Below are 13,474 nucleotides of genomic sequence, written 5' to 3' on the forward strand. Positions count from 1 at the left end.
CCTTAAATAGATTTTATTGTCATAGAAGTATTTGCTAAATCTGAAGTTATGCTGGTCGAATATGCAGGACTGCCAACAATGTCATTATAAGCTTTAGCACCATGTTCACTAACATCTAGCCCATCAACTTCTTCTTCTTCTGAGACTCGTAAACCAATTAATCCTTTTATTATTGTCAAGACAACAAATGTAACTATTACAGTCCATGCCATTACTGCCAAAACCCCAATTATTTGTATACTCAAAAGGGTCAACGAGCCGGTGTAGAATAAACCGCCTTCAACAGCAAACAAGCCCACAGCAATTGTTCCAAAAGCTCCACATACTCCATGTACAGATATGGCACCAACAGGATCATCAATTTTTAGCATTTTATCAAATAATCCAACAGCTATAACAAGAATTACACCAGCAATGAGACCAGTTAATATTGCTCCAACAATGGATAAAGCATCTGCACCAGCGGTAATACCCACTAATCCAGCTAAAGAACCGTTTAAAGTTAAAGTTATATCAGGCTTTTTATACTTAATCCATGTAAATATAAGTGCACTTATGGTCCCAGCTGCTCCTGCAATTAAAGTGTTTGCTGCAACTTGTCCAAGACCTGGATCAAAGGGACTTAAAGTACTTCCAGGGTTAAAGCCAAACCAGCCAAACCAGAGCAGTAATACACCCAGGGTGCCCAATGGTATATTATGACCAGGTATGGGGTTAACCTTACCAGCAGCAGTATACTTGCCAATTCTTGGGCCCAGAAGAAAGGCTCCAACAAGGGCTGCCCAGCCCCCCACACTATGAACAATAGTTGATCCGGCAAAGTCCATAAATCCCAATTGATCTAACCAACCTCCACCCCAGGTCCAATGTCCAACTATGGGGTAGATTAGTGATGTGATTACAATGGTAAACACTAAATAAGTAGAGAACTTGGCCCTTTCTGCAATAGCACCTGAAACAATTGTTGCAGCTGTGGCAGCAAAAACTGCTTGAAAGAACCAGAAAGCTATGATAGGAATTCCAAAATCAACCTCTCCTTTAAAACTAAGACCAAATCCATCACTTCCAAGAAACCCAAATTGACTGCTGCCAAACATAATACCAAAGCCTACTAAAAAGAAACACATGGCTCCTATTGATATGGTAGAAATATTCTTCATTAGTATGTTCACAGTATTTTTAGCCTGGGTAAAACCGCATTCTAGCATTGCAAAGCCTGCGTGCATGAAAAACACAAGAAAACCGGCAAAAAGTACAAACATGGTATCTAACGCAACCCTCATTTCATTAATTTCTCCACTGTCAGCCGCACTAAAACTAGAGAGCAGAAGCACAAGGAGCAAAGCATTTAAAAAGATTTTAAAATTTCGTAACATGTAAATCCCTCCAAAGTTAGTAGTTTTTGAGGATCCTCTGGAAAAAAACAAAAAAACGCCCACAAATTAACAGGCATCTTTACCTGAATTTGTGGACGTCTTTGTCCTTGATATGTAGCACTTCATTGTGCTATTGTTTTTTTAGATTATATATTTGGACATGGCCTCATGTCAACTACATTTATAATAATTTTATAAATAATTTTTTAACCTGTGATTAATGTCACAGAGTTAGTTCCTGTATTTGCTTATAATAAAGTCAAGAAAATCAACTCAAATATAAGAGATAAGAGAAGGGAGATATTAAAAATGATTAGAAGAATAGTTAGCATTAACGAAGAAAAATGTAATGGATGTGGTCTTTGTATACCAGCCTGTCATGAAGGTGCAATTCAAATTATTGATGGCAAGGCAAAGCTTTTAGAAGATAAGTTATGTGACGGGATTGGTGACTGCCTGGGAGAATGTCCATTGGGAGCAATTGAAATAATTGAAAGAGAAGCAGATGAATTTGATGAAGAGGCTGTAAAGGAACACCTTGCTAAATTGGAGAATAAGGCTAAACCGCAGGATAGACACAAAATCCCATGTGGCTGCCCGGGAACAATGAGTAGAATGTTTGAAGATAAAGTAGAGGAAGATACTGAAGAGGGTGAGACTGCAGAAGTAAAATCTACCTTAAGACAATGGCCAGTGCAGCTGAGCCTAGTACCTGTAAATGCACCTTACTTTGAAAATGCAGAATTGTTAATTGCAGCAGACTGTGCACCCTTTGCATACGGAAATTTCCATCAGCTGCAAAAAGGCAAAGCCATTGCAATTGGATGTCCAAAATTAGATGATGGAAATTACTATGCAGATAAGCTTACACAGATACTAAAATCCAATAATATCCGCAAAATAACTGTTGCTCGTATGGAGGTTCCCTGCTGCGGAGGATTAAACAGCATTGTTAATCACGCAGTAGCCCAATCAGGCAAGGAAATACCAGTAGAGACTAAAACTATTTCTATTCAAGGAAAAATCATTAGTTAGAAAAATATACTTTAATACTGTAGAATTTATTAAAAATAGTGCATGTCTTACACATGCGCTATTTTTAATGCAAAAAAACATGCACCTAAACAAAAAATGCCTTATAGATGTAATCTCTAATAATATCAGCTTTTTAAATAATTTTAGTGCAAAAAAATAAGCATCTTAATAAAAGAATAAGAAATGAAAAATACGCGAATTCCTTTAATATTACTACTTATTCATCATGGCATGAAACTTGCTATACCCTATTATGGGTATATTAATCAATATAAAACAGATTGGGAAGACTAGGGGTGGTTCCTCTGTCTTATTTTTAAATAGGCAAATCTCGGAACATTCCAAACCACAATTATTGTCTCGATTATAAGGGGGAAAATCATGATTAAGAGTAAAGTAACAACAATATCAGAGGAACAAATAAAGCAAATCCATAATTCAGCATTGGAGATATTAGAGGATACTGGAGTCGTTGTCCATCATGATGAGGCACTAAAACTCCTAAAGGAAGCAGGTTGTATTGTAGAAAACAGCAATAGAGTTTATATTCCTACAGGTTTAGTTGAAAAGGCTATTGCTACAGTGCCAACAAGGATCACCTTATATGACAGAAAGGGAACCCCTAGAATATTCCTGCAGGACTGGGAAATAAGCTATGGTACTGGCTCAGATACAATTAACTATTTAGATCCCTACACAGGAGAAAGAAGAAAGTGGCAGAAAAAAGATGTGGAAAATGCCGTAAAGGTGTGTGATTTCTTACCTCACATTGATTTTGTCATGTCCATGGGAAATATTGTAGATGTACACAAGAAAATGATAAACAGAGAGCAATATGCTCTTATGCTGTTAAATAGTACCAAGCCCCAGGTTGTCATTGCTGAAGATGATAAAGCCCTGGCAGATATAACGGCAATGGCTGCTGCAGTTGTAGGTGGAAGGGAAGTTTTGAAAAGAAAACCACTTTTCATGGTATACTGTGAGCCTACTTCACCTCTGCAGCTGCCATATGAATCTGTTGCCAAGGTCCTTTTAGCAGCAGAAACAAGTGTACCAACCAACTTTGCCTGTGGAGGCTTAAGTGGAGGTACAGTGCCAATGACTGTTGGAGGAAGTGTGTTGCAGGCACATACAGAAGCATTAAGTGGAATGGTCATTCACCAACTAAAAAATCCAGGTGCACCATTTGTGTATGGTTATGGGATTACTCCTCTTGATATGAGAACCCTACAGTCGGTTTATACGTCTGCTGAATCCATGGCTGCTCAGGGAATGCTGTGTGATATAGCAAGATATTTTAATTTGCCATCCTGGGGATATGCTGGCTGCAGCAGTTCCAAGACAGTAGATGAGCAGGCCGTTATGGAGGCTACAATGTTTACCCTTATGGGGGCCCTCCAGGGGTGTAACCTAATGCATGACGTATTCTACTTGGAATTCGGTCTGACTGGTGCCCTTGAAATGATTGTCATTAGTGATGATACAATCAATAGGGTGAAACACATGATTAAAGGCGTTGATACAAGCAGAGAGGCCCTGGGAGTTGATACCATAAAGATGGTAGGTCCAGGTGGAAACTTCATGGGAACCCAGCACACGGTAGATAATTTTAGAAGAGGCTGGTCCACAGATCTATGTGATCTTCAAGGCTATGAAGGATGGGAAAGAAGCGGCAAGCTGACCTTATTTGATAGAGCCAACAAGAGGGTTAAAGAGATACTTGAAAATCATCAGCCAGAGCCTGTTAATGAACTGCAAGAAAAGGAAATTGCAAAGATTTTAGCAGATGCGGAAAGTAAGCTGTAGTCCAATCAGTAATTGGAGAAGGGAGGTATGAACATATGGCGTATCATATAAATGGACTAAATCTTACCATAGAAAAAGTTGTTCAGGTGGCAAGACATTATGAAGAGGCAGCAATTGCACCTGAGGCTTATGAACGTATGGAAAAATCACGGCAGCTTGTAGAGAAAATGGTTGCAAATGATGAAGTGATATATGGCATAACAACTGGTTTTGGAAAGTTTGCTAATGTATCCATAAGCAATGGTCAATTAGATCAATTACAAGAGAATCTAATTCTTTGTAATACTGCAGGTGTGGGTGCTCCCCTGCCAGAAGAGGTGGTCAGGGCAATGATGCTGCTAAGGGCAAACTCCCTGGTAAGGGGTAATTCAGGAATAAGACCTGTTGTAGTAGAAAGACTTTTGGAAATGCTTAATAAAAAAGTGCATCCTGTTGTTCCTGAAAAGGGGTCAGTAGGGGCAAGTGGAGATCTAGCCCCCCTGTCTCACATGGTTCTTGTTTTATTAGGAAAAGGCGAGGCATATTATGAAGGCCAACTAATGCCAGGTGGGGCTGCCATGGAAAAAGCAGGGATAGAGCCAGTAAGATTAAAAGCCAAAGAAGGCTTATCCCTATGTAATGGTACCCAGGCAATGGCAGCTATTGGTGCCCTCGCTGTATATGATGCTCTAAACCTATCCAAAATAGCTGATATAGCAGGTGCATTAAGTGCAGAGGCATTAGAGGCTATAGTGGCAGCTTTTGACCCAAGAATTCATGAAATTAGACCACATTCAGGCCAGATAGAAACTGCCAGTAATCTAAGAAAGCTGTTAGAAGGCAGTGAAATTCTTAAACAAGCGGATCACTGCAAGGTACAAGATGCATATACACTTAGATGCATGCCCCAGGTCCATGGGGCATCCAAGGATGCCATAAACTATGTCAAGGCTGTCATCGAAACAGAGATAAATTCAGTTACAGACAATCCATTAGTTTTTCCAGAGGAGGGAGAAGTGCTATCAGGTGGGAACTTTCATGGACAGCCTCTTGCTCTTGCAATGGACTTCTTGGGTATTGCTGTAGCAGAGCTTGCAAATATATCAGAAAGACGCACAGAAAGATTAACCAACCCTGCCCTAAGCGGAGGCCTTCCTGCTTTCCTTACAGAACGGGGAGGTATAAACTGTGGTTTTATGATTGCCCAGTATACTGCTGCTTCTCTAGTAAGTGAGAATAAGGTTTTAGCCCATCCGGCTAGCGTTGACTCAATACCCACCTCAGCATCACAGGAGGATCATGTTAGTATGGGAACCATTGCAGCCAGAAAGGCGCGATCCATATTGGAAAATGCCCAGAACGTTCTAGCAATAGAAATTTTGTGTGCCTGCCAGGGTATAGATTTTAGGAAAGGAAAGCCTGCTCCAAGGACATCTGCTGCCTATGAAATGCTGCGAGAAAGAGTCCCCAGGCTGGAAAATGACAGGGAGCTTTATTATGATATTAATGAAGCTGTTAAGCTAATAAAAGAAGGAAAAATAGTCAAGGTACTAGAAGACTACTAAAAAGGGAGGAAAGTAACATGGTATTTATGCGTTCCAATTATTCTGAACAAACGACTCCATTCATGAGCTGGGTCACTGAATCACAATTAGAAAGAATCCATTCAGCATCTTTAGAAATCCTTCAAAGAACAGGCACAAGGGTGGATCATCCTTTGGCTTTGAAGCTTTTAAAAGAAGCTGGTTGTTTAGTTAAGGACAATATAGCTAGAATTCCCCATTGGTTGGTAGAAGAGTGTATCAGAACAGCTCCTAGTAAAATTACTCTGGGAAATAGAAAGGGACAGAGAAAAGTACATTTAGAAAAAAATAATTGTTATTTTGGTACCGGTTCTGACATGCCCTATATAATTGATATGGATACAGATAAGAGAAGATATGCAGCACAGCAGGATGTGGAAAATGCAATAAAATTAATGGACTTCCTTGAAAATTATGATTTTGTAATGAGCTACTGCATTGCAAATGATGCACCTAAAATGACTAATGACCTCCATCAATTTAAGGTAATGGCAGCCAATACAATAAAACCAATAGTTTTTACTGCCCATAGTACAGAACATACACAGGCAATTATTGATATGGCTGCTGTGGCTGTAGGTGGTTATGATAATTTAAGAAACAGTCCCCTAATGGTCCTGTATTCAGAGCCAATATCCCCCTTGATTCACACGGAGGTTGGTATTGGCAAGATGTTTAAGTGTCATGAATATGGCATACCAGTAGTATATACTCCAGGCGTAGTAGCAGGAGCCACCATGCCTGTTACCAAGGCAGGAACAATAGCCCTTATGAATGCCGAGGCCCTGGCAGGGGTTGTCATTTCCCAACTCCATGTTAAAGGGGCACCAATAATCATTGGTGGCGGGGCTACTCCCATGGATATGAGAACTACGGCCACATTATACGGCTCTCCAGATGCCCAGATGAACTATGCAATTATGACACAGCTGTCACAATATTACAAAATACCAAACTTTACTGAAGCAGGATGTGTAAATGCTCCTGTTCCAGATGCACAGGCAGGCTTTGAAGCAGGAATTGGCTTGTTAACATGTCAACTAGCAGGTGCTAATCTGGTTCATGATGTGGGATATTTAGAAGGCGGTAAAACTGGGTATTTGCCATTCCTTGTAATGTGTGATGACTATATAGCTGGTGTTCGACATATGGGCAGGGGCACTAGAATAGATGAAGAAACATTGGCAGTTGATGTAATTGATGAGGTAGGTATAGGAAATAATTATTTAAATCATCAGCATACCTTTGATCATTTTAGGCAAGAAATATGGCAGCCTAGATTCTTCAACAGATATATCTGGGAGGACTGGGAGCAAAGGGGCAAGAAATCCTATCTGGATGCCCACAAGGAAGAAGTAAAACGGGTTCTAGAGGCTGATAATCCAAATTTTATTGATGCATCCATCTTAAATGAAATGGATAAGATTATAGCAGGTATTGAAAAGTAATTTGGCAACAATACTTATTCATTTTAAAAGGAGTGTCCTAATGCTTAATAAATTTAACGAAATATTCAAGGTTCCAGAAGTTTGCCAGGATTATATTGACAATATGGTAAAAGCTGAAGAAAAAAGACTAGTAGTAGCAATGGAAGGAAAGGAATTCACCATAACAGATGCCATAGATAAGCTGGAGCTTACCAAAGAGCAGGTGGAAAAACTAATAGATACTGCCTATAAAAGAGGGATTCTTAATAAAGTTAATGGCAAGCAGGGAACTTACATCAGTACGGATTTATATACCAGGTTAAAATATACTGCAGTATTCGATCATTATGAGGTTATTCCATTGGAAGCAAGAAAAAGTATTGATGAATGGTATATTAATGCTTTTATAGAAAAACACAAAGAAAACTTTCAAAAACTAGGAGATAATGAACTGGATATAGAAGCTGCACATTTTTTGTACAGCCATACACCATTTTTATTGGAGCAGGCTTATGAGGTGATAGACAGTGCAGATAGAATTGTGGCACTGCCCTGTGACTGCAATCAGCTTTCAGAATATAGGGCTGCCAGGGAAGAAGTTTTCCGCTGCATTCACTTTGACACCTATGCTGACGGTTATTTAGAAAGAAGTCTGGGTAAGGTTTTAACCAGGGAAGAGTGCAAGGAGGTAGTCAGGCAGGCAGATAAAAAGGGTTATATGCACTGTATTAATTTGAATTTCAAAAATGCTGGGCCTGGATTTATATGTAATTGTGGTCCCAGGTGGTGCTATCCATATAGAGCTGCAAAGATAATGGGAAGTGAATCCTACTATCCATTAAGAAGAAATGTTGCAGATTATGAAAGTGACAAGTGCATAAGCTGTGGTCTATGCATAAAAAGATGTCCCTTTGGAGCCTTTAGTCAGCTTGATGAGCAGGTAGAAGTCAAGGGAAAACTAAAAAATAAAATCAGCTTTGATAGCACCATTTGTCAAGGTTGTGGCTTGTGTGCCAACACCTGCCCCGAAAATGCAATTAAGATGATAACTTTTAAATAATATAAATTCTTATAGTCAATTTGGCCGGGAATTAAGAAAAAGTGCAGATTTTTGAAGTACTTGTAGGTTTTAAACTGTCTAAATTAGTAAGAGCATAAGATATCCAGCTTTTGGGTATCTTTTGCCTTATTTAATATTTATTAAAGCTTTATACAAATCACTTACTTTTGGAGGTGACAACGTGCAAACAGCAGATCTAATTATTAAAAATGCCAGGGAATTGGTAACCTGCTCTGGAGGCTCAAATAAGCCTAAAATAGGTGAAGAACTGAAAAATCTATATATAATTGAAAATGGCTGGACAGCAGTAGTGGGTAATATGATAGCTGCCGTTGGAACAGAAGAAGAGGTTAAATCTAAAGTGGAAATTACAGATAAAACCCAAATTATAGATGCTGCAGGAAAAACCGTGCTTCCAGGACTTGTTGACTCCCACACCCATCTAGCCTTTGGAGGATCCAGAGAAAATGAACTTGAATTAAAGCTAAAGGGAGTACCATATTTAGACATACTTGCCCAGGGTGGGGGAATATTAAGTACAGTTAGGGCAACAAGAAGTGCTTCAAAAGAAGAACTAAAGGAAGCAAGTGTTAAATACTTAAATCAAATGCTTGCCCAGGGAACAACAACAGCTGAAGCCAAAAGCGGCTACGGACTGACAACAGAAGATGAAATTAAACAATTAGAGGTTATAAAGGAATTAAACGAGGAGCACCCAGTAGACCTGGTTCCAACCTTCCTGGGAGCCCATGCAATACCTACAGAGTTTAAAGGTGGAAATGAGGATAGGTTTGTTGATATAGTTGTAAATGAAATGATGCCTGCAGTTAAAGAAAAAGGACTGGCAGAATTTTGTGATGTATTTTGTGAAAAAGGTGTTTTTGATGTGCACCAGTCAAGAAAAGTCCTTGAAAAGGCAAAAGAACTAGGATTTAAATTGAAAATTCACTCTGATGAAATCTATCCATTAGGTGGTACAGAGCTTGCTGCAGAGCTTAGAGCTACTTCTGCAGATCACCTGTTGGTGGTAACAGATGAAGGAATAGAGAAGTTGGCAGAAGCGGGAGTAATTGGAGTATTATTACCTGGAACCACATTTAACTTAAGAGAAGACCACTATGCCCCAGCCAGGAAAATGATAGAAAAGGGAGCAGCCATAGCATTGGCTACTGACTTTAATCCAGGAAGCTGCCCTACAAACTCCATGGATATTATAATGACAATAGGATGTTTATATCTAAGGCTTGTTCCTGCAGAAGTAATAAATGCAATAACAATAAACGCTGCCCATGCCATTGACAGGGCTCATTTAGTTGGAAGCATAGAGGAGGGCAAGCAGGCTGATATAGTTATCTTTGATGCTCCAAATCATCAATACTTATGTTATCGATTTGGAACAAATCTAGTAGAGAAGGTAATCAAAAAAGGTAAACTTGTAATAGGAGGATTTTGATAATGGCCAAAATAGTACAATGTGTACCAAACTTTAGTGAAGGAAGAAGACAGGAAGTAATAGACCAAATATTAGGGGCTATAACAAGTGTTGAAGGAGTTAAGCTGGTAGACTACTCATCTGATGCAAGTCATAATCGATCAGTAGTAACTTTTTTAGGAGAGCCGCAGCCAGCAAAGCAGGCTGCTTTTAAGGCAATTGAAAAGGCAAAAGAGCTAATCAACATGGATGAGCATAAGGGTGAGCATCCAAGAATGGGTGCCACAGACGTGGTCCCCTTTATTCCAATAAGGGAAATAACAATGGAAGAATGTGTAGAGCTGGCCAGGGAGCTAGGACAGGAGGTCTGGGAAAAGCTTCAGATTCCAGTATACCTATATGAAAAGGCAGCATGTGCTCCTGAAAGACAAAACCTATCAACCCTTAGAAAAGGTCAGTATGAAGGATTAAAAACCGCCGTGGCAGAACCAGAAAGAATGCCGGACTTTGGAGAGGCAAAGCTTCACCCAACAGCAGGTATAACGGCAATTGGTGCAAGACCGCCCCTTATTGCCTACAACATCAACCTTGGCACCAACAATGTAGAAATAGCAAAAAAGATAGCTAACGTAATCAGGGGCAGCAAAGGAGGTTTTCCTGCAGTAAAGGCCCTGGGTATAAAGATTGAAGAAAGGGACATGGCTCAAGTGACAATAAACATGTGTAACTTCAAGGAAGTCTCTCTGTTTAGGGTATTTGAGATAGTAAAAAATGAAGCAGAACGTTATGGAGTAAACGTTATTGGAAGTGAAATAGTCGGCTTGACACCCATGGAGGCTTTAATAGATGTTGCTGATCACTACCTGAGGCTGGAAAACTTTAAAATGGATCAGATATTAGAGACTAAACTATAAAATAACTAGAGACAGTCATGCTGCATAAAAGTTAATTAACGGTTTGCTCATAGAATATTTTCTTAATCATAGCCTTTTAAAGGGTTATAATTTATAAAGCAAGGTATAGGAGGTTCATATAAAATGCTAGTAGAACTAACAGGCCGAGAATTTATTAATGCAGTAAGCTCAGAATCCCCGGCACCTGGTGGAGGAAGTGTAGCGGCATTTGCTGGGGCTCTATCAGCAGCCCTGGTTAACATGGTTATAAACCTAACAGTGGGAAAAGAAAAGTTTCAAGAGCATGAAGAAGAATTAAAGGAAATCAGAAAGAAGGGTTATGAGCTTCAGGAGCAGCTAACCCAATATGTTGATGAAGATACCCGGACATTTAATTTAGTAATGGAAGCATATAAAATGCCAAAGGACACAGAAGAAGCCAAGGCAAAAAGATCAGAAGCAATACAAGGGGCAATGAAAAAAGCAGCAGAGCTTCCCCTAGAGGTGGCCAAATGCTGTTTGGAAATAATAATATTTAGTGATGTGGTAATTACCAGGGGTAACCCCAATTGTCTCAGTGATGGCGGAGTAGGCTGTCTCATGGCTCATGCTGGCCTTAAGGGAGCTATATTTAACGTGCAAATTAACCTAGGAAGTATAAAGGATGAACAATACAAGGCCAGGCTTGCTGAGGAAATCAAAAATATTGAAGATGAAGCAGAAAATCTAACAAAACAGATTATAGCCAAGGTAAAAAGCCGGCTTTAAATTGGGATAGTATCTTGTAATTATTCTGCAGGGTATTTAAAAAAGGGGGATAGTTCAAATGATTAGCAATATAGATATAGCACAGGCAATGACAATTAAACTTGAAGCCGAACTGCCAGAGATGCCCCAATTCCAGGAAGGCATCAGAAGGGCACCAAACAGGGGTTACAAGCTTACACCGGAACAAACAAAAGTAGCCTTAAAAAATGCCCTTAGATACGTACCAGAGGAGCTTCATGAGAAATTGGCACCTGAATTCCTTGAAGAATTAAAGACAAGGGGCAGGATTTATGCTTACCGCTTTAGACCTGAGGGCAGACTCTATGGAAAGCCCATAGATGAGTACAAGGGCAATTGTATTGAAGGAAGAGCCTTTCAGGTAATGATAGATAATAATCTTGACTTTGACGTAGCACTATATCCCTATGAGCTGGTTACCTATGGAGAAACGGGACGGGTATGCCAGAATTGGCTGCAGTATAGATTGATTAAAAAATACCTGGAAGTAATGACAGAAAACCAAACCCTAGTAGTGCAATCAGGTCATCCCATGGGATTATTTCCATCAAAGCCAAATGCCCCCAGGGTAATTATAACTAATGCTTTGATGATAGGTATGTTTGATAACCCAAATGATTGGGAAATTGCTGAACAGATGGGTGTGGCCAATTATGGGCAGATGACGGCAGGTGGCTGGATGTATATTGGCCCCCAGGGAATTGTCCATGGAACCTTTAATACTCTTTTAAACGCCGGCAGAAACAAGCTTGGCATACCAGAAGACAAGGATTTAAGAGGGCATTTGTTTGTATCCTCAGGCCTTGGCGGTATGAGTGGAGCACAGCCTAAAGCGGTGGAAATAGCCAAGGGAGTTGGCATAATAGCAGAAGTGGACCATTCACGAATAATGACACGCTACAATCAAGGCTGGATAAGCAAGGTATCAGATAATCTTGATGAAATCTTTACCACAGCAGATGAATACTTGAAGAAGAAAGAACCAATTTCCATTGCTTACCACGGAAACATAGTAGATCTCCTGGAATATGTGGCAGATAAAAATATACATGTTGATTTATTATCAGACCAGACATCGTGTCATGCAGTATATGACGGCGGATATTGTCCCCAGGGAGTGACCTTTGAGGAAAGAACCAGGCTTATAGGATCTGACAGGACAAAATTTGCAGAGCTTGTTGATAAATCTCTAAAAAGGCATTATGAACTGGTTAAGGTTTTAACTGAAAGGGGAACATATTTCTTTGACTATGGCAATGCTTTCATGAAGGCAGTTTATGACGCAGGTGTTAAAGAGATTTCTAAAAATGGAATTGATGACAAGGATGGTTTCATTTGGCCATCATATGTAGAAGACATTATGGGCCCCATGCTTTTCGATTATGGCTATGGACCCTTTAGATGGATCTGCTTAAGTGGAAAGCATGAGGATCTAATGAAAACAGACAAGGCAGCCATGGACTGTATTGATCCAAATCGAAGGGGCCAGGACAGGGACAACTACATCTGGATAAGAGATGCTGAAAAAAATCAGCTGGTAGTAGGAACCCAGGCAAGGATTTTATACCAGGATGCTGAGGGACGAAAGAAAATTGCCTTGAAATTTAATGATATGATTCGCAAGGGAGAAATAGGCCCTGTTATGCTGGGTAGAGACCACCACGATGTAAGTGGTACAGATTCACCCTTTAGAGAAACGGCTAATATTAAAGATGGAAGTAATGTAATGGCAGAAATGGCCATACAGTGCTTTGCCGGAAATGCTGCAAGGGGTATGAGCCTATGTGCACTTCATAATGGAGGAGGCGTGGGTATTGGCAAAGCAATTAATGGAGGCTTTGGACTTGTGCTAGATGGCAGTGAGAGGGTAGACAATATAATAGAAATTGCTATGCTCTGGGATGTAATAGGCGGAGTAGCCAGGAGAAATTGGGCTAGAAATGAAAACTCCATAGAAACAATAATGGAGTTTAATAAAGTCTATCACGGCAAAGGTCATGTTACAATACCCTACATTGCTGCTGATGAGCTAGTTGAGAGAGTTATAAAAGGGGGCTTGAATTAAAACAGAAGAATTGAGCTAAATGTAAAGAGTGA

At 39.8% G+C, this 13,474-nt stretch carries 10 protein-coding genes; 9 read left to right on the top strand and 1 reads right to left on the bottom strand.

Annotated features, from left to right (window positions below; all coding sequences use genetic code 11):
• Window positions 1–2 precede the first annotated feature (2 nt).
• Window positions 3–1,376, bottom strand: a complete 1,374-nt coding sequence (locus K364_RS24205) for an ammonium transporter (protein ID WP_051534071.1) — start codon at window positions 1,374–1,376, stop codon at window positions 3–5.
• A gap of 309 nt (window positions 1,377–1,685) precedes the next feature.
• Here K364_RS24205 and K364_RS0113955 point away from each other — a divergent pair, with 309 nt between their 5' ends.
• From K364_RS0113955 to hutU, 9 genes are all read left to right on the top strand, one after another.
• Window positions 1,686–2,411: an ATP-binding protein gene (locus K364_RS0113955; RefSeq protein ID WP_028308526.1), complete on the top strand. Its 726-nt coding sequence runs from the start codon at window positions 1,686–1,688 to the stop codon at window positions 2,409–2,411.
• Between the two features lie 381 nt (window positions 2,412–2,792).
• Window positions 2,793–4,217: a trimethylamine methyltransferase family protein gene (locus K364_RS0113960; RefSeq protein ID WP_035269318.1), complete on the top strand. Its 1,425-nt coding sequence runs from the start codon at window positions 2,793–2,795 to the stop codon at window positions 4,215–4,217.
• Window positions 4,218–4,252: 35 nt separating this feature from the next.
• Entirely contained in the window at window positions 4,253–5,761 is a 1,509-nt protein-coding gene (gene hutH, locus K364_RS0113965; RefSeq protein WP_028308528.1) for a histidine ammonia-lyase, read from the top strand.
• 17 nt (window positions 5,762–5,778) lie between these two features.
• On the top strand, window positions 5,779–7,227 hold the full coding sequence (locus K364_RS0113970; protein WP_028308529.1) for a trimethylamine methyltransferase family protein: 1,449 nt from the start codon (window positions 5,779–5,781) through the stop codon (window positions 7,225–7,227).
• A 40-nt stretch (window positions 7,228–7,267) separates the two neighbouring features.
• Window positions 7,268–8,266, top strand: coding sequence for a 4Fe-4S binding protein (locus K364_RS25750; RefSeq protein ID WP_051534072.1), 999 nt, complete (start codon window positions 7,268–7,270; stop codon window positions 8,264–8,266).
• A gap of 181 nt (window positions 8,267–8,447) precedes the next feature.
• Window positions 8,448–9,719, top strand: a complete 1,272-nt coding sequence (gene hutI, locus K364_RS0113980; RefSeq protein ID WP_028308530.1) for an imidazolonepropionase — start codon at window positions 8,448–8,450, stop codon at window positions 9,717–9,719.
• A 2-nt stretch (window positions 9,720–9,721) separates the two neighbouring features.
• Window positions 9,722–10,612, top strand: coding sequence for a glutamate formimidoyltransferase (gene ftcD / locus K364_RS0113985; protein ID WP_028308531.1), 891 nt, complete (start codon window positions 9,722–9,724; stop codon window positions 10,610–10,612).
• A gap of 123 nt (window positions 10,613–10,735) precedes the next feature.
• Complete coding sequence (locus tag K364_RS0113990; RefSeq protein WP_028308532.1) at window positions 10,736–11,359, top strand: cyclodeaminase/cyclohydrolase family protein; 624 nt, start codon at window positions 10,736–10,738, stop codon at window positions 11,357–11,359.
• A gap of 58 nt (window positions 11,360–11,417) precedes the next feature.
• Window positions 11,418–13,442, top strand: a complete 2,025-nt coding sequence (gene hutU, locus K364_RS0113995; RefSeq protein WP_028308533.1) for a urocanate hydratase — start codon at window positions 11,418–11,420, stop codon at window positions 13,440–13,442.
• Window positions 13,443–13,474: the final 32 nt, after the last annotated feature.

The sequence above is a fragment of the Desulfitibacter alkalitolerans DSM 16504 genome (assembly GCF_000620305.1).
Classification (GTDB): Bacteria; Bacillota; DSM-16504; order Desulfitibacterales; family Desulfitibacteraceae; genus Desulfitibacter; species Desulfitibacter alkalitolerans.